At 70.4% G+C, this 23,968-nt stretch carries 21 protein-coding genes; 10 read left to right on the forward strand and 11 right to left on the reverse strand.

Annotation, left to right across the window (positions count from 1 at the left end; all coding sequences use genetic code 11):
- Positions 1–225 precede the first annotated feature (225 nt).
- From Q2K19_RS22865 to Q2K19_RS22895, 7 genes are all read left to right on the forward strand, one after another.
- The gene (locus Q2K19_RS22865; RefSeq protein ID WP_302763576.1) at positions 226–2,031 is read left to right on the forward strand and encodes a peptide ABC transporter substrate-binding protein; all 1,806 of its coding nucleotides are present in this window, start codon (positions 226–228) and stop codon (positions 2,029–2,031) included.
- Between the two features lie 77 nt (positions 2,032–2,108).
- The gene (locus Q2K19_RS22870; RefSeq protein ID WP_302763577.1) at positions 2,109–3,068 is read left to right on the forward strand and encodes an ABC transporter permease; all 960 of its coding nucleotides are present in this window, start codon (positions 2,109–2,111) and stop codon (positions 3,066–3,068) included.
- The gene (locus Q2K19_RS22875; RefSeq protein WP_302763579.1) at positions 3,065–3,988 is read left to right on the forward strand and encodes an ABC transporter permease; all 924 of its coding nucleotides are present in this window, start codon (positions 3,065–3,067) and stop codon (positions 3,986–3,988) included. The genes Q2K19_RS22870 and Q2K19_RS22875 overlap by 4 nt, the downstream gene beginning before the upstream one ends.
- Positions 3,989–4,001: 13 nt before the next feature.
- Entirely contained in the window at positions 4,002–6,128 is a 2,127-nt protein-coding gene (locus Q2K19_RS22880; protein ID WP_302763580.1) for an ABC transporter ATP-binding protein, read from the forward strand.
- Positions 6,125–6,847, forward strand: a complete 723-nt coding sequence (locus tag Q2K19_RS22885) for a copper homeostasis protein CutC (RefSeq protein ID WP_302763581.1) — start codon at positions 6,125–6,127, stop codon at positions 6,845–6,847. The genes Q2K19_RS22880 and Q2K19_RS22885 overlap by 4 nt, the downstream gene beginning before the upstream one ends.
- Positions 6,848–7,488: 641 nt before the next feature.
- The gene (locus tag Q2K19_RS22890) at positions 7,489–8,469 is read left to right on the forward strand and encodes a glycoside hydrolase family 6 protein (protein ID WP_302763582.1); all 981 of its coding nucleotides are present in this window, start codon (positions 7,489–7,491) and stop codon (positions 8,467–8,469) included.
- A gap of 19 nt (positions 8,470–8,488) precedes the next feature.
- Complete coding sequence (locus Q2K19_RS22895) at positions 8,489–9,853, forward strand: serine/threonine-protein kinase (RefSeq protein WP_302763583.1); 1,365 nt, start codon at positions 8,489–8,491, stop codon at positions 9,851–9,853.
- Between the two features lie 129 nt (positions 9,854–9,982).
- On the opposite strand, the gene Q2K19_RS22900 is transcribed toward Q2K19_RS22895, so the two are convergent.
- The 9 genes from Q2K19_RS22900 to Q2K19_RS22940 form a co-directional block, all read right to left on the reverse strand.
- Positions 9,983–11,116: an FG-GAP repeat domain-containing protein gene (locus Q2K19_RS22900; RefSeq protein ID WP_302763584.1), complete on the reverse strand. Its 1,134-nt coding sequence runs from the start codon at positions 11,114–11,116 to the stop codon at positions 9,983–9,985.
- 102 nt (positions 11,117–11,218) lie between these two features.
- Positions 11,219–13,420, reverse strand: coding sequence for a bifunctional polysaccharide deacetylase/glycosyltransferase family 2 protein (locus tag Q2K19_RS22905; protein ID WP_302763586.1), 2,202 nt, complete (start codon positions 13,418–13,420; stop codon positions 11,219–11,221).
- The gene (locus Q2K19_RS22910; RefSeq protein ID WP_302763587.1) at positions 13,420–13,773 is read right to left on the reverse strand and encodes a hypothetical protein; all 354 of its coding nucleotides are present in this window, start codon (positions 13,771–13,773) and stop codon (positions 13,420–13,422) included. The genes Q2K19_RS22905 and Q2K19_RS22910 overlap by 1 nt, the downstream gene beginning before the upstream one ends.
- 164 nt (positions 13,774–13,937) lie before the next feature.
- Complete coding sequence (locus Q2K19_RS22915; RefSeq protein ID WP_302763588.1) at positions 13,938–14,321, reverse strand: VOC family protein; 384 nt, start codon at positions 14,319–14,321, stop codon at positions 13,938–13,940.
- A gap of 217 nt (positions 14,322–14,538) precedes the next feature.
- Positions 14,539–14,991, reverse strand: coding sequence for a hypothetical protein (locus Q2K19_RS22920; RefSeq protein ID WP_302763589.1), 453 nt, complete (start codon positions 14,989–14,991; stop codon positions 14,539–14,541).
- 1 nt (position 14,992) lies between these two features.
- Positions 14,993–15,850, reverse strand: a complete 858-nt coding sequence (locus Q2K19_RS22925; RefSeq protein WP_302763590.1) for an ABC transporter permease — start codon at positions 15,848–15,850, stop codon at positions 14,993–14,995.
- Positions 15,847–16,800 carry an ABC transporter ATP-binding protein gene (locus tag Q2K19_RS22930; protein WP_302763591.1) on the reverse strand — a complete coding sequence of 318 codons (954 nt, stop codon included), beginning with the start codon at positions 16,798–16,800 and terminating at the stop codon, positions 15,847–15,849. Before Q2K19_RS22930 ends, Q2K19_RS22925 begins: the two co-directional genes overlap by 4 nt.
- A gap of 51 nt (positions 16,801–16,851) precedes the next feature.
- Positions 16,852–17,451 (reverse strand): DedA family protein, encoded by a 600-nt coding sequence (locus Q2K19_RS22935; RefSeq protein ID WP_302763592.1) that lies wholly within the window; start codon positions 17,449–17,451, stop codon positions 16,852–16,854.
- A complete protein-coding gene (locus Q2K19_RS22940; RefSeq protein WP_302763594.1) occupies positions 17,448–18,053 on the reverse strand; it encodes a phosphatase PAP2 family protein in 606 nt (201 codons plus the stop codon). The genes Q2K19_RS22935 and Q2K19_RS22940 overlap by 4 nt, the downstream gene beginning before the upstream one ends.
- A gap of 123 nt (positions 18,054–18,176) precedes the next feature.
- Between Q2K19_RS22940 and Q2K19_RS22945 the strand changes: the two genes are divergently transcribed.
- Complete coding sequence (locus tag Q2K19_RS22945; protein WP_302763596.1) at positions 18,177–18,854, forward strand: response regulator transcription factor; 678 nt, start codon at positions 18,177–18,179, stop codon at positions 18,852–18,854.
- Between the two features lies 1 nt (position 18,855).
- Complete coding sequence (locus tag Q2K19_RS22950) at positions 18,856–20,310, forward strand: sensor histidine kinase (RefSeq protein WP_302763597.1); 1,455 nt, start codon at positions 18,856–18,858, stop codon at positions 20,308–20,310.
- A gap of 204 nt (positions 20,311–20,514) precedes the next feature.
- Here Q2K19_RS22950 and Q2K19_RS22955 read toward each other — a convergent pair whose 3' ends face one another.
- A complete protein-coding gene (locus Q2K19_RS22955) occupies positions 20,515–22,128 on the reverse strand; it encodes a YncE family protein (RefSeq protein ID WP_302763598.1) in 1,614 nt (537 codons plus the stop codon).
- Positions 22,129–22,418: 290 nt separating this feature from the next.
- Here Q2K19_RS22955 and Q2K19_RS22960 point away from each other — a divergent pair, with 290 nt between their 5' ends.
- Positions 22,419–23,171 (forward strand): SDR family NAD(P)-dependent oxidoreductase, encoded by a 753-nt coding sequence (locus tag Q2K19_RS22960; RefSeq protein ID WP_302763600.1) that lies wholly within the window; start codon positions 22,419–22,421, stop codon positions 23,169–23,171.
- Between the two features lie 36 nt (positions 23,172–23,207).
- On the opposite strand, the gene Q2K19_RS22965 is transcribed toward Q2K19_RS22960, so the two are convergent.
- A complete protein-coding gene (locus Q2K19_RS22965) occupies positions 23,208–23,963 on the reverse strand; it encodes a PIG-L deacetylase family protein (RefSeq protein ID WP_302763602.1) in 756 nt (251 codons plus the stop codon).
- Positions 23,964–23,968: the final 5 nt, after the last annotated feature.

The following is a 23,968-nucleotide window of genomic DNA, read 5'->3' on the forward strand; positions in this document are numbered from 1 at the left end:
GTTGCGCTCCGGAGTCCACGCGAAGAGCATCGTTCGATGCTTCGCCGAGTTCGATCGTACCCCGACTAAAGTCGCCGAATAAAGAGGTTAATTTTCGTTGACTCGGCACTTCGGCGCGGATACATTCTCCGCGTCGACGACTAGGAGCAGCACCAGGCGGCTGGACGCGCGCAGCGCCGCCGGCGCCCGGAGACGCGGGCACCTGCAGATCAATCGAGGAGATTCATGAGGAGCAGATTTCCCCGGCGCGCCCTCCGCGGCGCGGTGGCGGTAGCCAGCGCGGTCGCCCTCGGAGCGGGCCTGGTCGCCTGCGGCGGCGGCAGCGGCTCGTCGAAGGCCGGCGGTAGTCAGGGCAAGGACACCGTGACCGTCGCCTTCCGCACCCCCAACTGGATCCTGCCGATCTCGGCACCCGGCTTCACCCAGGGCGAGAACGCCATCTTCGGCCAGGCGCTGTACCGGTCTCTCTACCAGTACAAGCTGGACGGCACGGCGCAGTACAACATCGACCCGCAGCGCTCGATGGCCGAGCCGCCGGTGGTGAGCAACGGCGGCAGGACGCTGACCATCACGCTGAAGGACAACACCTGGTCCGACGGCAAGCCCGTCACCACCAAGGACATCCAGTTCTGGTACGACCTGGTCACCGCGAACAAGGACAAGTGGGCGTCCTACCGGGCCGGCGGCCTCCCGGACAACATCGCCCAGTGGTCGGTGAAGGACGACAAGACCTTCTCGCTCACCACCACGAAGGTCTACAACACCGCCTGGTTCGTCGACAACCAGCTCAACAAGATCACCCCGATGCCGGAGCACGCCTGGGACAAGGACTCCGCCACCGCGGCCGTGAGCAACCTGGCCAGCACGCCGGAGGGCGCGAAGAAGGTCTTCGCCTTCCTCACCGCCGCCGCGAAGGACCCCAAGACGTACGACTCCAACGAGCTGTGGAAGGTCACAAGCGGCCCGTGGAAGCTGGCGAAGTACGTGCCGAACGGCGAGGTCACCCTCGCCGCGCAGCCGAACTACTCCGGCGTGGACAAGCCGAAGCTGGCCAAGGTCGTGCTCCGGCCGTTCACCGGCGACGACGCCGAGTTCAACGTGCTGCGCGCCGGTGACATCGACTACGGGTACGTGCCGGCGGCCAACCTGTCCCAGGAGAGCTACCTCAAGTCCAAGGGCTACGCCGTCTCTCCGTGGTACGGCTGGTCTGTCACCTACCTGCAGCTGAACTTCAACAACCCGAAGACCGGGGTGCTGTTCAAGCAGCCGTACCTGCGGCAGTCGCTGCAGATGCTCATCGACCAGCCGACGATCAGCAAGGTGGTCTGGTCTGGCACGGCCGCACCGACCTGCGGCCCGGTACCGGCCAAGCCGGGCACCAACGGTGCCGACGCCGCGGGCTGCGCGTACTCCTTCGACCCGGCCAAGGCCAAGGAGCAGCTGGAGAGCCACGGCTGGAAGGTGACCCCGGACGGGCAGACCACCTGCCAGTCGCCGGGCACCGGGCCGAACCAGTGTGGCGACGGCATCGCCGCCGGCACGGCGCTGAACTTCACCGTGACCAGCCAGACCGGCTTCGCCGCCACGACCAAGATGTTCGCCGAGATCAAGTCGCAGATGGCCAAGCTCGGCATCCAGCTGACCATCAAGGAGGTGCCCGACTCGGTCGCCGTCACCCCGGCCTGCAAGCCGACGGATGCCACCTGCTCGTGGGACATGTCCTTCTTCGGCTCGCAGGGCAGCTGGTACTACCCGGCCTTCGCCAGCGGCGAGCGGCTCTTCGCCACCGGCGCCCCGGTGAACCTGGGCAGCTACAGCAACCCCGAGGCCGACAAGCTCATCGAGGCCACCCAGTTCTCCGGCGACGAGAGCACGCTCAAGGCGTACAACGACTTCCTCGCCAAGGACCTGCCGGTGCTCTGGATGCCGAACCCGGTGTTCCAGGTCTCGGCGTACCGGTCCGGTCTGCAGGGGGTCGAGCCGCAGGACCCGATGAACTTCATGTACTTCCAGGACTGGTCCTGGAAGTGACCGATCACTGATCGTCCCGGCCCCGGCGGCGCCCACCGCGCCGCCGGGGCCCCGACCGGGGAGGAGGCACGGCCCAGGTGGTCCGGTACCTCATCACGCGCTTGGGCCAGGCCCTCGTTGTCGTCGTGCTCGTCACGGTGATCGCGTTCCTCATCCTGCACCTGCTGCCCGGGGGCGCGGCTCGGGCCACCCTCGGCAAGGAGGCGACGCTGGAGCAGCTGGCGGCGTTCAACCACGACATGGGCTACGACCGGCCCTGGATCCAGCAGTACGGCATGTACGTGCAGCGCCTGCTGCACGGCGATCTCGGCTACTCGTACCAGCTGAACCAGTCGGTCGTCGAGGCGATCAGCCAGCGGCTGCCGAAGACCATGGTGCTGTCGCTGCTGTCGACCGTGCTCGCCATCGTGCTGGCGATCCCGCTCGGGGTGATCCAGGCGGTACGCCGCAACCGCTGGCCCGACTACACCATCACCTCGCTGTCGCTGCTGGCGTACGCCACGCCCATCTTCTTCATGGGCCTCATGATGATCATCCTCTTCTCGCAGGTCTGGCCGATCCTGCCGCCGGAGGCGCCGCAGGGGTTCACGGTGGCGGAGGTGCTGGCCGACCCGGCCGGGCTGGTCCTACCCACGGTCACGCTCGCCATCGTCACCATCGCGGTCTACTCGCGGTACGTCCGCTCCGCCATGGTCGACAACCTCAACGAGAACTACGTCCGGACCGCCCGCAGCAAGGGCCTCTCCGAGCGGCGGGTGGTGCTGCGGCACACGCTGCGCAACGGGTTGTTCCCGGTCATCGCGCTGCTCGGGATGTACCTGCCCGCGCTGTTCAGCGGGGCGTTGGTCGTCGAGTCGCTGTTCAACTTCCCCGGTATGGGGCAGCTGTTCTGGCAGGCGGCGCTGAAGCGTGACTTCCCGATCCTGCTCGGGGTCACCGTCATCATCTCGATCGCGACGGTCGTCGGCGCGCTGGTCGCCGACCTGCTCTACGCCGCCGTCGATCCCCGGGTCCGACTCCAGCGGAGCGCGTCATGACCACACTCTCCGAGGCGGTCCGCCCAGGTACCGCCCCCGACCAGCCGGCCGACACGGCCGAGGCGCCGGTGCGCGGCCTCTGGCGGCAGGGGCTGGTCGTCTTCTGCGAGAACCGGCTCGCCCTGGTGGGCCTGGGCCTGTTCGTCCTGCTGGCCGGGGTCTGCTTCCTCGGCCCGCTCTTCTACCACACCGACCAGGTGCACACGGACCTCACCGCCGTACACCTGGCCCCGGGTCAGCAGGGGCATCCGCTCGGCACCGACGGGGTCGGCTACGACCAGTTGGGGCGGCTCATGCTCGGCGGCCAGACCTCGATCATCGTCGGGCTCGCGGCCGGGATCCTCGCCACCGCCCTGGGCACGCTCTGGGGCGCCGTCGCCGGCTTCGCCGGCGGCTGGATGGACTCGGCGATGATGCGGGTGGTCGACGCGATGATGTCGATCCCGTCGCTGTTCCTCTTCATGCTGCTCGCCGCCATCGTCACCCCGAGCGTGCCGATGCTCATCCTCATCATCGGCGCCTTCGCCTGGCTGGGGCCGGCCCGGCTGGTCCGGGGTGAGGCACTGACCCTGCGGTCCCGCGAGTACGTCCAGGCCATGCGGGGGATGGGTGGCACGGGCGGCCGGGCGGTGCGCCGGCACATCGTGCCGAACGCCATCGGAACGGTGATCGTCAACGCGACCTTCCAGGTCGCCGACGCGATCCTCTACGTCGCGTACCTGTCCTTCCTCGGCCTCGGCGTCCCCCCGCCGGCGGCGAACTGGGGCGGGATGCTCTCGGACGGCCTGGCGGACACCTACAGCGGCCACTGGTGGCTGCTGTACCCGCCCGGCATCGCCATCATCCTCATCGTCCTCGCGTTCAACTTCATCGGCGACGGGCTGAGGGACGCCTTCGAGGTCCGCCTCCGGCGGCGGTAGCAGGAGCAGAGAAATGAGCGAATCGACCGTCCGGCACTCCTCGGTGGCCCGCGAGCCGGCAGCGGGCCGGCCCCTGCTGGAACTGCGCGATCTCGACACCGACATCGCGCTGCGCCGCGGGACGGTGCACGCCCTCGACGGGGTCAGCCTCCAGGTCATGCCGGGGGAGACCCTCGGCGTCGTGGGTGAGTCCGGCAGCGGCAAGACGATGACTGCGCTGTCGATCATGGGTCTGCTGCCGCCGGGCGGCCGGGTGTCCGGGGGACAGATCCTCTTCGAGGGCCGGGACCTGCGATCGCTGCCCGCCGACGAGGTACGCCGGATCCGTGGTGTCCGGATGGGCATGGTCTTCCAGGACCCGCTCACCTCACTCAACCCGACCATGCGGATCGGGTTCCAGGTCGGCGAACCGCTCCGGGTGCACGAGCGGGTCGGCCGGGCGGAGGCCCGGGAGCGGACCATCGAGATCCTGCGTCGGGTCGGGATGCCGCGCCCGGACCGGATCGTCGACAACTACCCGCACGAGTTGTCCGGCGGGATGCGGCAGCGGGTCGCGATCGCGATGGCACTGGTCTGCTCACCGCGCCTGCTCATCGCCGACGAACCGACCACCGCGCTGGACGTCACCACCCAGCGGCAGATCCTCGAACTCATCGACGACCTGCGGGACGAGTTCGGGATGGCCGTCATCCTGGTCACCCACGACCTCGGGGTGATCGCCGGCCGCGCCGACCGGGTCGCCGTCATGTACGCCGGACGGGTGGTGGAGACCGCCCCTACCGACCAGTTGTTCCGCTCGCCCCAGCACCGCTACACCGAGGCGCTGATGGAGGCGCTCCCCGAGTCGGCGACCCGGGAGTCCGGTCCGCACGCCCGGCTCTACAGCATCCCGGGACTGCCGCCGGACCTGTCCCGGCCCCTGACCGGCTGCCGGTTCGCGCCCCGCTGCCGGCACGTCACCGACGAGTGCCGGACCACCGACGTGACCCTGTCGGCCGGCGAGCACCAGCACGCCTGTCTGCACCCGGTGCCCGCGGCGCCCACCGCACCGGTCACCCTGCCGAACCCGGTACGGGTCGAGCCGGCGCCGGAGCCGGTCGGCGCGACGGCCGGACCGGGCGAACCGGCGGCGACCCCGGTCCTGTCGGTACGGGCGCTGGTGAAGAACTACGCGGCGCACGGCCGCGGCCTGTTGCGCCGGGCCGCCGGGCAGGTGAGCGCCGTCGCGGATGTCTCCTTCGACGTCGGCCCGGGAGAGACGTTCGGGCTGGTCGGCGAGTCCGGCTGCGGCAAGTCCACCGTGGGCCGGCTGGCCGTCGGGCTGGAGCGGCCGACCGCCGGACAGATCATGTTGGACGGTACGGACATCGCCGGGCTGGCCGGGCGGGAGCGCCGCCGGATGCACCGGCAGGTCCAGCTGATGTTCCAGGACAGCTACGCCGCGATGAACCCGCGGATGCGCGTCGACGCCATCCTCGCCGAACCGCTCGAGATCCAGAAGGTGGGCGACTCGGCGGCGCGGCGGGCGCGGATCGCGACGCTGCTCGACCAGGTGGGGCTGTCGCGGCGGGTCCTGGAGCGCTACCCCCACGAGTTCTCCGGCGGCCAGCTGCAGCGCATCGGGCTGGCCCGGTCGCTGGCCCTGCAACCCCGGCTGATCGTCGGCGACGAGCCGGTGAGCGCGCTGGACGTGTCGATCCAGGCGCAGGTCCTCAACCTCATGCGGGACCTGCAGCGCGAGCTCGGTCTGGCGTACGTCTTCATCAGCCACGACCTGTCCGTCGTCGACTACATGGCAGACCGGATCGGCGTCATGTACTTCGGCAAGCTCGTCGAGGTCGGGCCCGCGCGGGACGTGGTCCGGGCCGCCCGGCATCCGTACACGCAGGCGCTCATCGACGCTGTTCCGTCCGTCACTCCGAACGCCGCGGCGGCGCGCGACGGCGTCACCATCCGAGGCGAGCTGCCCAGCGCGCTGAACCCGCCCACCGGCTGCCGGTTCCGGACCCGCTGCCCCCTGGCCCAGGAAATCTGCGAGACCGAGCCGCCGCTGACCGGCGTCGCGCACCAGGTGGCCTGCCACTTCCCGCTGCGTCCGGAGTCGAGCGAGGCGCCCGCGCGGGCCGGGGCGGCCGCATGACCACGGTGGAGATCTGCGTGAGTGACGTGCCGACCGCGCTGGTGGCCGAGGCCGCCGGAGCCGACCGGCTGGAGCTCTGCGCCGACCTCGGCCAGGGGGGCACCACCCCGAGCCTGGGGACGGTCGAGGTCGCCCTGCGGACGTTGCGCGGCGTGGGGATACGGGTCATGGTCCGTCCCCGGGGCGGCGACTTCCGGGTGAGCGAGATCGAGGAGCAGGTCATGCTCGCCGACATCGAGGCCATCCGCAGCCTGCCCAATCCGCACGGCCTCGCGGTCGGGGTGGTGGTCGGCGCCGTCACCGCCGACGGCCGCCTCGATCTGGAGGTGCTGGGGCGCCTGATCGAGGCGGCGGGGCCGCTGCCGGTGACGGTGCACAAGGCCTTCGACGAGGTCGGCGACCAGCTGAGGGCAATCGAGGAAATCATCGGCCTCGGGGCCGACGCGGTGCTCACCTCAGGCGCGGCGCCCACCGCGCTGGCCGGCGCCACGCGGATCGCTGCCCTGCGGCAGCGGGCCGGCGACCGGTTGCGGGTCATCGCCGGCGGCGGCATCCGATCGCACAACGTCCGGCAGGTGCTCGCGGAGACCGGAGCGCGGGAGGTACACCTGCGGGCACCGGTGCAGCGCGATGGACGCGAGGCCACGGACGGCAACGAGATACGCAGGGTTGTCGACGCCACGCGTGCCCAGAGGAACAGTTCTCTCCGTACCGATTAGGAAACGTTGGTGAGCAGAGGTGGCTCCCTTGTAATGGCGCTGCGACATTCAACGCCTCTGACTTGAGGGGGTTGATTTCACGGCCTTCCTGGCGGACGGGATCCCAGACCTCCGGGACTCGTTCGATCCGGTCCGAAGCAGCGCGAACAGGAGTACTCATGGCTGAAGTGATGCAACAGGTCCCGCCCCCACAGTCATTGCCCCCGTCGCTGCCATCGCCTCGCCCGGATCGACAGTCGCAATCCGCACCGCAGCACGAGAGATCCGGCCAGGTGCCGTCACCGGCACCCGAGGAAGCACGAGCGGCGACGTGCCGGTACTGCCAACAACCGCTGTTCCAGGACTCGTTGTGGGGGTGGATGCACGACGGTGACCGGTACCTGTGCCAGGACCTGGCTACGGGGGAGCTGCTGTGTCAACCCGCAACGCCTGCCTAGGCGCCCTCGCGGAGCAGGTGTCGACGCCTGGGCCTGCGTCACCGTAAGCAGAGTCGCAGGCTGGAGCACGACGGTGGCAACCACCCTCACCACGCCGGCTTCCGCCGCCGTCAGCCACATGAGACGGCCTCCGTCGTCCGTCGCGGTCGGGACCTCGCAGTCGTCACCGCTGCACGGTGCTGGGGCCCGCCATACGCTGGTCGCATGCGTCGCGGTCCGCTCTCCGTCGCCCTGGCCGTCGCGCTCGTCGCCGCGGTGACCGGCTGTGGCGGCGACGAGGAGTACGCACCGCTACGGCACCCCTTCCGGGGAGCGACTCTGCTCGTGGACGACGACAGCCCGGCCGCGCACTGGCGGGACGACCACGACGCGCGGTGGCTGGACTCGATCGCCGACACTCCACAGGCCCGCTGGCTGACCGGTCCGGCCGACCTTACCGACCTGCGCCCGTACCTCGAGGCCGCCCGGGCCCGGGGTGCCCTGCCGGTGCTGGTGCTCTATTACGTTCCGAACCGGGACTGCGCCGGGCGGGACGGCGGCGGCGCCGCGGACGCCGAGGCGTACGCCCGGTTCATCGGCCGCACCGTCGCGGTCCTCGGCAGCAGCCGGGCAGCCGTCGTGCTGGAGCCGGACGCGGTGGCCGCCGAGTGCTTCGACGACGCCCGTGGGGTCCTGCTGGCGGACGCCACCCGCCGGCTGGCCGACGCCGGACAGCACGTTTATCTGGACGCGGGACATCCTCGTTGGCGTACCCCGGAGGAGATGGCCGGGCGGCTGCGCCGGTCCGGCGTCGCCCGGGCGGAGGGGTTCGCGGTGAACGTGGCCAACCGGCAGTCGACCGCGGACAGTCACCGGTGGGGGTTGCGCCTGTCGGAGCTGGTCGGCGACCGGGAGATGCTCATCGACACCTCCCGTGACGGCCTACCCGCGCCTCCCGACGACCAATGGTGCAACCCGCCCCGGCAGGCCCTCGGTCAGCCACCGACCACGCGGCCCGGGCTGGCCCGGGTGGCGGCACTGCTCTGGATCAAGAATCCGGGCGAGTCGGACGGGCCGTGCGGCCGGGGCGAGCCGGTGGCGGGGGTCTTCTGGCCGGCGCAGGCCCGCACCCTGATCGCGAACTCGCCGTGGCTGCCGCCCGCCGCCCGTCGGACGGCGGCTGGCGCCACCGTGCCGGTCAGCTGACCGGCTGCGCGTGCCCGGCTTGAAAGACAAGCCCTTGGGGTACAAGAGCCGGATGCCAGAAGTGGGGGATCTCGTCGGCGGCCGCTATCGGCTGACCGATCGGATCGCCGCCGGCGGCATGGGTGAGGTGTGGCGCGCCGTCGATCAGACGCTGAAGCGCACCGTGGCCGTCAAGCTGCTGCACCCCCGAGCCATGACAGAGGCGAGTGCCCGTGAGCGTTTCCGGCGAGAGGCGCGGGCAATGGCGGCGCTACGCCACCCCGGTGTCGCGGAGGTCTATGACTACGGCGAAGCCGCCCTGCCTGGCGCATCCGGTCTCGCCTACATCGTCATGGCGTATGTGCAGGGTAAGCCGTTGTCGGAGCGGATCGCTGAGGCCGGTCGGCTCAGCACCGCCGAGACACTGTCGATCGTCGCGCAGACCGCCCGCGCCCTGCAGGCTGCTCACGATGTCAACGTGGTCCATCGTGACGTCAAGCCGAGCAACCTCATCATTGAGCCGGATGGGCGCGTTGTCCTCGTCGACTTCGGTATCGCGCTGTCGGCAGGCGCAACAGACTTGACCGCGGCGAACCAGGTTGTCGGCACCGCCCTCTACATGGCGCCGGAGCAACTGTCCAAGAACGGCGTAAGCCCGGCGGTGGACATCTACGCACTCGGCGCCGTGGCGTACCACTGCCTCGCCGGTGAACCCCCGTTTCCCGGTGACCACCCGGTCGCGGTGGCGCTGCGGCGCCTTGAGGAGGAGCCGCCCCCGCTGCCCCATGATGTCCCGCCGGCCGCCCGCGACCTGGTCGCCACCGCCATGGCCAGGGACGCTGATCAGCGAATTCCGACCGCTGCGGCCATGGCCGTCACCGCAGAGGCCATCGCTGCGTCCGCCGCCGAGCGCACGGGTCCGGTGCTCGCGGCGCCGGCCGTCCGGCAAGCTGTCGTACCCCCGTCTCGCCGGTCATCGGAGGTCCCTGGGCCGCCTGGGCGAGCATTGGGCCGACGTGCGATCGCCGGCATTGCCCTCGCGCTTCTGGCCACGGCGGCAGCCACCGTGGTGCTCGCCGATCGCGCAGGATGGACGCCTGGTCCCTCCGGGGTGCCAACGCCCTCCGTTGTCCGGTCAAATCCGGGTTCCGTGGGCGGCGAACCTCCGCACAGTCCGGCAACAGGGCGAGGCACATCCGCTAACCCCGACCTGACCACGCCCGCTACCCGAGCGTCCGAACCTGCGCCCGGGGGCCCCTCACCGTCACGCAACAACCGGCCCGATGCGACTGCCCCGGCGACGTCACGGGCCCCTTCCAGCAAACCGTCGGCGGAACCTACTGGAGGGCCGACCTCGGAGACGGGCACCTCGTCCGCCTCGCCGTTATCGCAGCCAACCACTTGATCATGCCGCTGCCCTGCCTCGCGGCCCATCCTGGTCAGCGTCGGCCCGGAGCTGAGTTTCCTGGACGGGTCCGGGACGGTGTCCGTCCCGGACCGCGCCAGGAGCCGATCGGCAGCCTCGGTGCTGGGCTCAGGTGGTCAGGTAGAGCCACACGGTTCCGACGGATCCCGCACCGTTCGGCACCGCGAGGTCGTCCTTGCCGTCCCCGTTGAAGTCGGCGCTGGTGGGGATACCCGGGTCCCCGTCGACGGGCAGTTCCAGTGGCTCCTGGAACGTGCCGTCGCCGTTGCCGAGCAGCACGAACACCACCGACGACACGGCGAAGGCCAGGTCCTGTCGACCGTCGCCGTCGAAATCTCCGCTGGTCGACGTCTCCGCCCAGCGCACCGGCACGGTACGTAGGTCGTCGAAGGTACCGTCGCCGTTACCGACCATCAGCCAGGCGCTGTCGGAGAAGCTGTCGGTGCGAGCGACGACGATGTCGGGGATGCCGTCGGAGGTGAAGTCGTCGACCACCACGTTGCTGGTCGAGTTGATCACGTCGATGCGCTGCACCGGGTCGAAGGTCCCGCCAGCCCTGCCGAGCGAGATCAGCACGTCGCTCGAGAACGGTGCGGTGGCGACGAGATCGGCTACGCCGTCGCGATTGAGGTCGGCGGTCCGCAGGTCGGCGAGGGAACCGTACGCGGCATCGAGGATCTGGCCGGGTACGAAGTCGCCGCGGCCGTTGCCTGACAGCACGTGGATCTGTGACCGGCTGGAGAGGGTGACGGCCAGGTCGGTGTCGCCGTCGCCGTCGAAGTCTTCGGCGACGATTCCCCATGGTCCGCTGGACCCGCCCAGGTCGAGGTGCTGAGTTGTCTTGAACCGGCCGTCACCTCGGCCGATCGCGATGGAGAGGCTGTGGCCGTTGGTGCCCTCGCCGTTGTTGGCGGTGACCAGATCGGGGCGGCGGTCGCCGTTGATGTCGGCGACTGCGACGGTGAGCGGACGGCTCCCGGTACTGACCTCCGGCATCGACCGCAACTCACCTTCACCGGTGCTGATCAGAATCGACACGGTGTTACCGAGTTGGTTGACGACCGCCATGTCTTGCCTGCCGTCGCGATTGAGATCGCCGACGGCGATGGAGAACGGCGAATAGCCGGCCGGATAGTCGATTCGCGGTCCGAAACTGGCGGTCGCCGCCGAGGCGGCCGGCGGGACCACTGCGACGGCCAACGCGGTGACCAGCAGCGGCATACCGATGGTACGGATACGCATAGGGACCCTCTCTTCGGGTGGCGATGCGCGCGCATCGATGGCCCCCGAAGTCTTGCCGGCCGAGGGTTAAGAGATCCCTAAGCATGTGCTAAACGGACAAGGTCAGCTGAGCGGCTGTGGCTGGGGCGTTGCGACCTCCCCGGTGCGGCGTAGCTTCTGCCATTTGAGGCGTCCTCCGCTGAGCGCCGTGATGGTGGAGTGCAGCAGCACCAGGTACATGACCTGCCGATAGAGGAACTGTTGTAGTGGTAGGGCCCACAGCGGACGGAGCGGCTCGCGGTCGAGGCGGAACGCCAGGATCGCGGTGATGACCTGGGCGGCCATGACGCCCAGCCAGGCGAAGACTGTCTCGTACCGGTTGAGGAAGAACAGGCCGTACACGGCGAAGATGTCCACGACCGGGGCGAGCAGTGGCAGTAGCACCGAGAAGAGGGCGATGAACGGCAGCCCGCGCCGACCGAACCGGCCGGACGGCCCGGTGTCGGCGAGGGCTCGGCGGTGTCGCCAGAGTGCCTGCATGGTGCCGTAGCTCCAGCGGTAGCGCTGGCGCCACAGGTCCGGCAGCCTGCTGGGTGCCTCGGTGCGGGCGATTGCCCCCTCTTCGTAAACCACCCGCCAGCCGGCCCGGTGGATGCCCATGGTCAGGTCGGTGTCTTCGGCCAACGTGGCGCGGCTGAGACCGCCCGCGGCGAGGACGGCCTCTCGCCGGAACGCGCCCAGAGCGCCGGGGACGGTCGGCATGCAGTGCAGGGTGTCGTAAAGCCGCCGGTCGAGGCTGAAGCCGATGACGTACTCGATGTGCTGCCAGCGGCCGAGAAGCCGCCGCCGGTTGCCGACCTTGACGTTGCCGGCCACAGCGCCGACGCGCGGGTCAGCGAAGGGCTGCACCAGGCGGTGGATCGCGTCCGGCTCCACGACGGTGTCGGCGTCGACCATGACAAGCAGGTCGTTGCGGGCCAGCGCCACTCCGGCGTTGAGGGCTGCGGCCTTGCCGCCGCCAGGGACGCGCGCCACTCGCACGTTCGGCAGTCCCAGCCCCTCCACCTGCCTCGCGGTGTCGTCGTCGGACTCGTCGTCGACGACCAACACTTCGATCTCGGGATGGGTGCCGGTGGCCAGGGAGCGGACCGCCGCCGCGATCGTGGTCCGCTCGTTGTAGGCCGGCACGATGATCGTGACCGGGTCGTTGACCTCTCCACCCCAGGACCAGGTGGGCGCCCGGCGGTGGCGGGCGTGCCTGAGCGCATACCCGAACAGCAGCAGTGTGCGAGCCAGGGTGAGCAGGCCGACCACGATGAGGATCAGCCACAGCAGGTAGACGGTTGCGTCGGCGATGTGTACTCCCCACACCAGCAGCGCGCCACGAGCCTTGTCGACGGTGTCCAGCTGGGCGGCGTCGGCGGGCGACCAGTTCAGCCCCTGCGAGATGGTGGTGAACCGGTAGCCGCGCGCCTGCATCTGTGGGATGAAGCGGTCCAGGGCGGCGATGGTCTGCGACCGGTCGCCGCCGCTGTCGTGCATGAGGACGACCGCGCCCCGGTTCCCCTTCGGCGTGGCGTTGCGGATGATCGTGTCCGGGCCGGGACGTGCCCAGTCCTCGCTGTCGGTGTCGTTGAACACCGACACGTACCCCCACCGACCGGTTTCCTGCACCACCCGCCAGTTGGCGTCGTCCAGCGAGTCGACGCCGCTGGAGTACGGCAGCCGGGCGAGGACGGTGGTGACACCGGTGGTGTATGCGACAGCGGCCTGAGTTTGCGAATATTCCAGCTTTCGCCGCCAGGGCGGCAGGTCGGTCATCTCGGGGTGGGTGAAAGTGTGGATGCCCAGCTCGTGACCCTCGCGGGTCATCCGCTTCGCCAACTCCGGGTACCGGCTGACCTGGGAGCCGATGACGAAGAAGGTTGCCGGCACATGGTGCCGGCTCAGCACGTCCAGCACCTTGGGTGTCCACCGCGGATCCGGCCCGTCGTCGAAGGTCAACGCGATCGTCCGCGCCGGCATCCGGCGGGCGGCCAGCTGGCCGTTGCGTGGATCGACGACCGTGCCGCCGTCGCGCACCGCCGCTGGCACCGCGTTCGTTCTGGCCGGACCGCCGGCCCTGTGGTCCGGCGTGAAACGGGCGTTCGCGTACGCGCCGATGGCGAGCAGATTGAGCAGGATGAACGTCGCCACGGCCGCCAGCATCCACCGGCGGCGATTGCGCCGACGCTGTCGCCGCTCTCCCGGGGTCAGGGCGGATCGGCGCGGCGACGCCACGTCGTCGCTGCCCGCCACCTGCTGGTGCCCACGCCAGATGCCCATCAGAACGGAGACCCGAACACATCCAGACCCTGTATCACCCAGAACGCGAGAATCAGCATCAGGGCGAGCACGACCAGGGCGTACGCGATCATTCGCAGCCGGCGACCGCGACGTCCCGAGCCGTCCACGAAGATCGCGGCCGTCACATCCGGCGACTGCAGGATCTCAGTGGCAGGGTCAACAGGTTCAGCGGTAGCGGCTGGCTTCACCCGCGCGACGGCACGAGGGCTGGAGGTGGCGACCCCGCGCGCATCGATACGACGGTTGCTCGGAACCCTGGCAGTCGCGCGTCCCAGCACGGACGGGCGGATCGGCCGCGCTCGTCCGACGTGGCGCTTGTTCGACTTCTCCACGGTGGAGACAAGTACCCCTGCGCGTTGGTCAAGTACCGCTGACCTGGGAGATCATCCTCTCCATGGGTCGGTGCACGGCGGGGTTTGCGGTGTTGTGGACGCGGTGAAGGCCGCCGGGAAGCGTCCGGCGGCCTACACCCCTGCGTGGTAGCGCAGCCAGCCGCCTAGGTTGACGATGGGCGGGGGCAGAGGCAGAACGGGTGTCCTGCTGGGTCGGCCAGGACGCGGAAGCGCGCCAGATCTGGTTGCCCGGCCAACCTCGTCGCGCCCAGTGCGACGATCGCCCGCTCTGCCTCCTCCAGCTCGTCGGCGCGCAGGTGCAGGTGGAACTGCATGGACGAGGCGGGGTCGGGCCAGGCTGGCGGTTGGTGGCCCGGCGCCAACTGGAAGGACAGGTGCAGTGGCGCGTCCTCACTCGGCCCGATGGAGTACCAGTCCGGGGAGGCGTACACGATTGGCCAGCCGGTGACCGCGCTGTAGAAGGCCGCCAGGGCGGCCGGGTCGGGGCATTCCAGGGCGATGCCGCTGAGTTGGGCGATGCCTGTCACCCGGCAAGCCTAGGCGACGCTGCCGAAACTGGGGTGAGTCGAACCGAGAGGACCGAGCCCGGGACGCGCGTCCCTGACCCCTTACGAGCCCGCGTGGGACCGGGTCTCGGGAAGCCGGAAGCAGCGGGACCGCGCGCCGGCACCAGTTGACGGCAGCCGACAGCTTGAGTCCGCACCCCCCGGCGGGGGTCAGAGCTACGCCTCGGCCCAACCGGCCTCAACGGTCGGGGTCGAAGGCGCCGTCGAATTCGAAGACCGGGTTGGGAACATCGCGGCCGTGGGTGTCGGTGAGGGTGGCCTGGCCGACGAGTTTCGACGGCCCCCCGGCGACATAGGTGGCGTCGGCCTTGACCTGCACCTCGAACTTGCCGTCCTGTGGTTGCCCGTGGTCGTCGGTGAAGTGAATCATGCAGACCCAGTCGGGACCGGGGCCGACGTCGGGGACCTTGGGACCGCCCCGGTCGCACGAAGTGGAGGGGTCGATGCTTCCGACGGTGACGCTGTCCTCGCCGAGTAATTCGTCCCGCTGGACGTAGAGGTTGGCGAAGGCGGGCCCGATGGCCCGTTCGAGGCGCGCCTTGGTGACGTCGGGCTGGCCGCATCCGGCCAGTGCCCCTGAGGCGGCGACGGCGAGGCCGATGGCCAGCGCGATGGTGCGGGTACGGGTCATGTCAGCCTCCGGTGATGTCGCGGCGACGCAGGTAGAGGTAGGCGAGCGTCAGGCAGGCGATGAGCCACCCGGCGCTGACGGCGACGCCCGTGACGATCGGTGCGTGGAAGGGCTGCGCGGTGAGCATGCCGTGCCAGGTTTCGAACGGTGTGGTGAGCAGCAGCCGGCGGCCCTTGTTCAGTCCGCCGAGGCTGCTGAGCAGTTGCATGATCATCCCGAGGACGACCGGCGTGGCGACGCCGATGGTGGGGTTGCGGGTGGTCACCGATAGCAGGATCGCCAGGGCGGTGAACCCGAGGACCGGTGCGACAGCGGTGGCCCAGCTGGCGATGACCAGCGGTAGGGCGTGGCCGGCGGAGATGAGTTGGCCGCTGAGCCCGGGCAGGGGTTGGGTGCCGACGACGAGCAGGCTGGTGGTGATGGCGCTGGCCGCGAGCAGCACCAGCACGAGGAGGTTGAAGCAGATCGCGGTGAGCGTCTTGGCCCAGAAGACCTGGGAGCGGCTGACCGAGCGGGTGAGGATGGTCTTCCAGGTGCCGTGCTGGTCCTCGTTGGCGAAGATGTCGCCGGCGACGAGTGCGGCGAGCAGGGGCAGCACCCATTGGTGGGCGAAGGCGAGCACGAACAGCGGTACGGCGTAGCCGCTGGTGTGGATGTGCCGGCCGTAGATGGTGTCCTTGGGCGGGAGCTGGGTGTTGAAGATCAGCACGACCGCGATCGGGACGACGATCGCGCCGATGAGCAGGGCGCGGCTGCGGGCCTGAGCAGCCAGCTTGGATACCTCCCAGCGCACCACCGTGGCGATGCCGGGCCGGCGACGCGTGGTGGGGGTGCCGACGGGTGCGGCGGTGGTGGTCATCGTCGGGCTCCTTCGGGCGTGCCGAGGTCGGCGGTCGCTCCGGAGGCGGATTCGGTGAGCATGAAGAACAGCGCCTCCAGTGGCGTCTCGTCGCGGGCGAGGCCGCGCAGCGCGATGCCGGTGTCGACGATGTCGGCGACCAGCGCGTCGACATCCTTCTGGGGTGCACGGACATTCAGCCCGCCGTCGGCGGTGCTGACCTCCAGCCCGCGGGCCCGGGCCAGCTCGGCGGCCTGGTCGTCGTCCGTGGTGGTGATTCGGTGCGCCTGCTCGGGCGCCAGCTCCCGCAGGGCGGCGATGGAGCCGTGGTGCACCACCGAGCCGGACTTCATGATGGTCACGTTGTCGCAGATCTGCTCGACCTCGGCCATGTCGTGGCTGGAGAGCAGGACGGTGAGGCCGGTGTCGGCGAGACGCCGGACCAGGGCGCGCATGTCCCGGATGCCGGCGGGATCGAGGCCGTTGGCCGGCTCGTCCAGGACGAGCAGCTGGGGGTCTCGCAGCAGGGCGGAGGCGACGCCGAGGCGCTGCCGCATGCCGAAGGAGTAGCCGCGAACCTTGTCGTGCTGCCGGGCGGTCAGCCCGACGACGTCCAGCACCTCGTCGATGCGATCGGCTGCGTCGCCCCCGTCGAGGCCGGCGAGCAGACGCAGGTTCCGCCGACCGGACAGGGCCGGGTAGAACTTCGGGCTCTCGATGAACCCGGCCACCGCAGACAGGGAGTTGACGCCGTGGCGCTGCCAGGAACGCCCGAACACCTCCAACGTGCCGCTGTCCGGGCGGATCAACCCGAACAACATCCGCAGGAAGGTCGTCTTACCGGCCCCGTTGGGCCCCAGCACTCCGTACACCTCGCCTTGGGCGACCTGCACGGTGATGTCGTCGACCGCGGTCAGTGACCCGTAGGTCTTGGTGAGGTGGACGGCGTCGACCGCCAGCACATCGCTCATGGCCCGGACGCTAGAGATCGCACATGAAGCCAGCGTGAAACCGGGCGGGGGTCAGCGCCGTGCACGCCTTCGAATCAGTCGCCATCCGGCGTAGGCGAGCACGGCGACAGCCCCGATGGCGAGCACGTACCACTGGTAGCGGTGCAGATCCGCCACGACGGCGCGGATGTGGTCCCCGGCGACATAGCCGGCGGTCGCCCACACGCCGACCCAGGCGGCGGCGCCGAGGGCGTTGTAGAGGACGAACCGGCGCCACGGCATGCCGGTTGCGCCGGCGATGATGCCGTTGAACTGACGCAGGCCCTCGACGAACCGGGCGACCACCACGATCTTCGGCCCGTGCCGGCTCATCACCGCCTCCAACCCCGCGAACCGCTCCGGCGTCAGGCGCACGTACCGGCCGTAACGCAGAAAGATCCGCCGCCCGCCGGTACGACCGAGCAGGTAGCCGACGCTGTCCCCGATCACCGCGGCCAGGAACGCCGTCATCGTGACGCCAATGATGGCCAGTTCGCCGTGCGCGGCGTATCCGGCGCCGGCGATGATCGCCGTCTCGCCCGGTGCAGGGATGCCCAAGCTTTCCACCCCGACGAGCAGGGCGAGGCCCAGGTAGCCGTACCGCACGACCAGGCTGGTGAGGGCGGCCGTCACAGCCTTGCCGCGGCGGCTTCGTCGGCCACCCCGCCGCCGGACCGCAACAGGGGTCGCAGTCGGGTCTGGTCCAGCCGGTCCAGGCCGGCGCCGATCGGGCGGCGGGCGATCAGGTAGCCGAGGAGGGTCACGCCGGCGCCGACCCCGAAGCCGGCCAGCACGTCGGCCGGGTAGTGGGCGCCGATGTAGATCCGGGCGAACCCCATCACCGCGGCGGCGGCCACGGCCAGCAGGCCGAGCCGCCAGCTGACCAGCAGCAGGCCGGCCGCGACGGCGCCGGCCATGGTGGCGTGATCCGAGGGGAAGGACGGGTCCCCGCTCCGGTCGGCAAGCACCAGGATGCCGGGCAGCGCCGTGTAGGGGCGGGGCTCGTGCACGGCGGCCACGATCAGCTGGTTTCCCGCCACCGCGAGCAGCATGCCGACCGGCGCCCACACCGCGGCCGGCAGCCCGGTGCCGCGCTGCCGGGCGGTCCACCAGCCGGCCAGCAGCAGGGCGGCGAAGAGTGCCACGCCGTACTTCGCGTAGTCGACCAGCGGGGCGTGCAACCATGGCGTCGCCCGGGCCAGGTCGTTGATCTCCAGGAAGAGCCGGGTGTTCATGCTGTCCCCTCCGCCGTGCCGGTTTGAGATGCCGACGGTAGGCAGCGGGACATGAAGGCCAGATGAAGATCATCGACTGTGTGCTGAACTGGTGACCGAGGGCAGCCGACGGCAGGAGGCGGGGTGCGGGTCCTGGTGGTGGAGGACGAGCGGCGGCTTGCCGGCCTGCTCGCCCAGGGGCTGCGCGAAGCCGGACACGCCGTCGACATCCGGCACAACGGCTCCGAGGGGCTGCTCGCCGCCGCCACCGGCCTGTATGACGCGGTGGTGCTCGATGTCATGCTGCCCGGCCTGGACGGCACGGCGGTCTGCCGGACCCTGCGTCAGCAGGGCAACCAGGTGCCGGTGCTGATGCTCACCGCCCGCGGCGAGGTCCCCGACCGGGTCGCCGGCCTGGACGCGGGCGCGGATGACTACCTGGCCAAGCCGTTCTCCTTCGATGAACTCCTCGCCCGGCTGCGCGCGCTGCACCGCCGCTCCGCCGGCCCTCCGCCGGCCGAGGTCCGCGCCGGGGACCTGCTACTCGACCCCGCCCGGCGGCGGGTGTTCCGCGGCGACACCGAGATCGACCTGTCCGCGCGGGAGTTCGACATCCTCGCGCTGCTGATGGCCCGGGCCGGGCAGTGCCTGACCCGATACCAGATTCTCGACGAGGTGTGGGACGGCGAAACGGACATCCGCTCCAACGTCATCGACGTTCACATCGCCACTCTCCGCGGCAAGGTCGACAAGCCGTTCGGCCGGCATGCCATCGAGACCCTGCGCGGCGTCGGCTACCGGCTCCGCCCCGACGGCGGCTGACATGCCACTCCGACCCCGGTCCTGGGCTACTCGGTGGAGCCGACTGCCGCTGCGCGTCCGGCTGGTCGCCGGATTCGCCGCCGCCATGCTCGTGGTCCTCACCGGCGCGGGCGGGTTCGTCTACCTGCGGGTGCGCTACGCCCTCGACCTGCGGCTCGACCAGGACCTGGCCACCCAATCGGCGCAACTGACCGACGCGGCCCGCGCCGGCAGGCCGCTGCCGACCGTCGCCCGTACCGGAGCGGGGGAGTACTGGCAGCTCCTCGACGCCACCAACCAGGTGCTCGCCACCAGCCCGGGCCTGCCCGCCGGGTCCCTGCTCACCCCCGCCCAGCTCGAGCAGTCCCTTCGCCAGCCGGTACGAGCCGACCGGGGCAGCCTGCTGCCCATCAGCGCCCGCCCCCTGCGTTTGTACGCCACCCCCGTGCGGGCCGGCACCATGCCGGCGGCGGGGGAGCCCGCCGTCACGGTCGCCGCGGTCCGTCGCGACCAACGCGACGAAGCGCTGCGCGAGCTCATCGGCCAGCTCGCCCTGGCCAACCTCGCCGCTCTCGCCGTCGCCTCCCTGGTCGGCTACCGGCTCGCCCGAGCCGCACTTGCCCCCGTCGAGCGCTACCGCAGCGAAGCCGCCCGGATCGCCGCCGGAGCCACCGGGGTACGCCTCGCCGTCCCGGCCACCGACGACGAGGTGGCCCGCCTCGGCCGCACTCTCAATGACATGCTCACCGCGCTGGAAACGGCGTTGGAGCGGGAACGCCAGTTCATCAATGACGCCAGCCACGAACTGCGCACGCCACTGACCCTGCTCGCCACCGAACTGGAGTTGGCCCTGCGCCGCCCACGCACGGCCGCCGAACTGGAACAGACCGTACGCAGCGCCGCCGCCGACACCGCCGACCTCATCGCCCTCGCCGACGCCCTGCTCACCGTCGGCGCCCAACCCGCCCAGGACGACAATGCACCCGCCGTCGACGTCACCGTCCTGCTCGCCAACCTGGTCCAGCGCTACCGGACCAGCGCCGGCCTCGACCCCGACGTACTGCGGTGCTACACCGAGCCGGACCTGACCACTCACGGGGATGCCACGCGCCTGAGCCGGGTCGTCACCAACCTGCTCGACAACGCCATCCGCTACGGCGCCCCTCCGATCACCGTCAGCGCCACCCAGGTCGACGGCCTGATCCGGATCATGGTCCACGACACCGGCACGGGCATCGATCCGGCCTTTCTGCCCCACGCTGCCGAGCGCTTCCGCCGTGCCGACACCGCCCGCACCTCGCCCGGTGCCGGCCTCGGCCTGGCCATCGTCGAGGCGATCGTCCGCGCCCACCACGGCGAACTGCGCATCTGCTCCGCCGGCGCCCACCACCGAATCGATGCCCGCGTTGACGTGCCATGCGAGCACCCCGCCGGCGGCACCACGGTCACCGTAATGCTGTCCGGACCCTCCTCCTAGACCGACCGCTGCCCCTGTCTCAAGAACGACGAGTGCACGGATCTGCGGTGAATCGACATCGAGCTGGCTGCCGAGCGCGGAGCGCAGTAGGCGGCCACCGCGCCGGATGGTCCATCCCCTGACTCCATGATCCACTCCGCGGCGACGGTGCCCGTCCCGTACGTGACCAGGACGGGCACCGTCGCCGTTACCGAGGCGGGTCGCTCAGGCGCCCGAGCCCCGGATGGTGACGTCGTGGCTGGTGTAGGCGTATGCGTAGGTCGCGTCGCCGTCGAAGCGGATGTGGTAGGTGTACTGGCCGCCCACCGGGGGCGTGTCGGTGATGGTGAACGAGCCGTCAGGGGCGAGCGGCACCAGCGGCAGGTCGGCCCCGACGGAACCGCTCTTGTTGGTGTAGACCCGGTACACCACGATCGATCCGGAGGCCGGCGTGGGCACGTTGCCGGCGGTACTCATCTGACCGGTGAGCGTGAGCGGCTTCTTGGCGCTCCCTGTTGTCGGGCCGGTCACGATCAGCGAGGTGGGGTGCTGGGCGACGTCGACCGCGGTCGTGGTCTTCGACCAGCGGAAGGCGGGGCTACCGTCCCAGATGGCGGTGTAGGTGACGCGGCCGCCGACCGGCGGGGTGTCGGTGGCGGTGAAGGTGCCGTCCTCGGCGGTGGTCACGCCGGGCAGGGTGGCGGTGGTGCCGTCGGGCAGCGTGCGGGTGATCTCGATCGGCTGTGCGCCCGGCGCGGAGCCGTCGGGGAAGGCGAGCCGGCCGGCCATGGTGAACGGGTCCAGCGCGGTCGCCGCGGTGGTGGCCGACAGGCTCAGCGTGGACGCCGCCAGGAAGGCGCCCTCCACGCGCCACAGGTAGTACCGGTTGTACGGCCAGTCGTTCAGCAGGGCGTAGAGGTCGTCGCCCAGCACGGAGAGGCTGCCGGTGACCAGGTCGCCCTTGTAGGTCATCTGGGCCTGCAAGGTCTTCGCCCCCGTGGCGGCGTCGTACACCCCGGCGTAGGGGCCGTAGTTCGAGCCGTAGAAGGCGGTGGCGACGTGTGCGCCGTTCGGGCTGAGCGCGATCGCGCCCGGTGAGCCCGGGTAATCGGCCTTCGAGCCGTAGCTGCGGACCTTGGTCAGGGTCCTGGTATCCCAGACGTCGAAGCCGGAGGTGGCGAAGACCGAGATGGCCTCGGTGCCGTCGGGCGTGATGGTGAGGTCGGTCAGGTTGGACAGGTCGTTGTCGGCGCCGTCGATGACGCCCCGCAGCGTCGCCGGGGTGGTGCTGACGTCGTACACCCGGGGGCTGGCGGGGTTGATCCCCGCCTCGGCGGTGAAGACCGTGTTGCCGGCGCCGGCCACCAGGGGCGCGCCGTACATCCGGGTGGCGACCTGGACGGGCGTGGGCGCCGCCGTGGACAGGTCGAGGCCGAGGACGCCGCCGACAAAGTCGTTCTTGATGCCGTAGCCCACCCAGAGCTGGTCGCCGTCGAGAGACAGGTTCGCCGGCGACGGGTACCCGGCCAGGTTGATCCGTCGGACGACGGTGAGGTTGGCCGCGTCGATCTCGGCGATCTCGTTCGAGCCGGAGAGCGCCGCGTAGACCCGGCTGCCGTCGGGCGTGACGGCCAGGCCGGTCGGGCTGGCCAGGCCGGTGATGCTGCCGGTGAGCGCGCCGTGGGCGTCGGCGACCACGATCCGGTCGTTCGCGGAGACGAAGACCCGGCCGCCGGCCGCGGCCGTGTCGACGACGCCGGTGACGCCTTGGATCAGGGTGGCGGTGTCCCTGGCGGCGGCGGGTGCGGTGGCGGCGACGAGGCCGGCTGCTGCGGCCATCGTCGATGCCAGGACTGAGCCGATCACTGTGCGGAATCGCACGTGCGGTCCCCTTTCGGTGGTAACCCCGTGATGCCGCGGCGGCCGGCGGAGCCGGTGCCGGGCTTCGCGACAAGATCGTCGCGTCATCGGATTAGGCGGCCGTCCAGCCAGCACCGTTACACAATGGATCAAAATATCCGTCAATGAGTGACACTCGCTTGCTGGACCGCCAGGTGCCAGGGTCGGCAGGACGAGACGTCCGGGTCGACAAAGGCGGTCTGTCGGACCTGGTACCTAACGTCGTCGTCATGGACATTCGGGATCGCGTCGCGATTGTCACCGGCGCCGGGGCCGGCACCGGTCGAGTGATCGCGGAACACCTGGCTGGGTTCGGCGCGGTCGTCGTGGCAACCGACGTCGATAAGGAGTCGGCCATGACGGTCAGTGACGGCATACGCAAGAACGGGGGTCGAAGCAGCTTCGTCGCCGCAGATCTCCTCGACGATGCCGGCCTCGACGCCATCGTGTTGTGCGCCCAGCGGCTGTCCGGCCCGCACATCCTGGTCAACAACGCGGGCGGCTGGGGTAACGCCGAGCAGGCGTTTCCCGATGCCACGCCTGATCAATGGCGGGCAGTACTCGAGCTGAACCTCGGTGCCCCGATGGCGCTTACGCAGCGCTGTCTGCCGCCGATGGCACGGCTCGGAGGTGGGGCCGTGGTCAACATCGCCTCCAGCGCCGGCCGCGGCGGTGGTCCGTACGCTTCACCGGAGTACGGCGCAGCCAAGGCCGGCCTGATCCGATTCACCACCTCACTCGCCGACCTGCCGACCACGCACAACGTGCGCGTCAACTGTGTGGTCCCGAATTGGATCGGCCTGGACCGCGCGTACGCCCAACTGGCCGCCATGACGGCAGCCCAGAGGGCCGAGGCCCCGCCGCTGATCCCGCCCGAGGACGTCGCTGCCGCGGTGACCGACTTCATGGTCGACGAATCGCTGACCGGCCGGGTCGCCATCCTGGAAGGCGGACAGCCTCGAACTCTCCTCGACGTGTCCTGACCGCGACACGCTCGCCGGAGAGAGTTCTGGCCGGGCTCAGAGCCAGGGTGGTGGACCCTCGAAGGCGAAAGTGTGCACGTCGAACAGTACGGCCGCTTCCACGCCCAGCGCCGGCCCGCCCTGGCGGGCGGCCCAGGTGAGGAACGGCCCGGGTTCGGGGCCGGCCACGCCCAGGCCCTTGGTGTACTCAGCGTGCGCGGCCAGCGAGGCGATCCCGCGTCGTAAGGGCTCACCGGTGACGTCGACGCCGTGGGTGGGTCGCTCGGCGCCGGCGAAGCAGACGTAGCGCACGCCGGCCCAGGGTGACAGCCCCTCGTCCACCAGTTCTGGGAAGATCCACCGGTTGCCCGCGTCGCGGCCGGAGTCCAGTGTGGCCAGTCCCACCGCCCGGTGGTCGGCCTGGTTGGTCATACCGCCCACCATGCGGATGGTGAAGGCGCCCGAGACGATGACGTCGGGCCGGTGTCGGCGGATTGCCCGCACGATGTCGCGGCGCAGGTCTGGGCCGTACTCGACGACGCCGTCGCGGTGGTCGAGGAACTCCACGACGTCCACGCCGACCTCCCGGGCCGCGGCGCGCTGCTCCTCCTCGCGCAACGGCCCGACCTGGTCCGGGTGCATGGCGTCGATCCCGGCCTCGCCCCGGGTAGCCAGCAGATAGGTGACCTGCTTGCCCTGTGCGGTCCAGCGGGCAATCGCCGAGGCCGCGCCGTACTCGATGTCGTCCGGGTGTGCGGCCACCGCAAGGCACCGCTCCCAGTCCTCCGGCAACGCCCGTAGACGCTCATCCACGGTTC

This window comes from Micromonospora sp. NBRC 110009 (assembly GCF_030518795.1).
In the GTDB taxonomy this organism is placed as follows: Bacteria; Actinomycetota; Actinomycetes; order Mycobacteriales; family Micromonosporaceae; genus Micromonospora.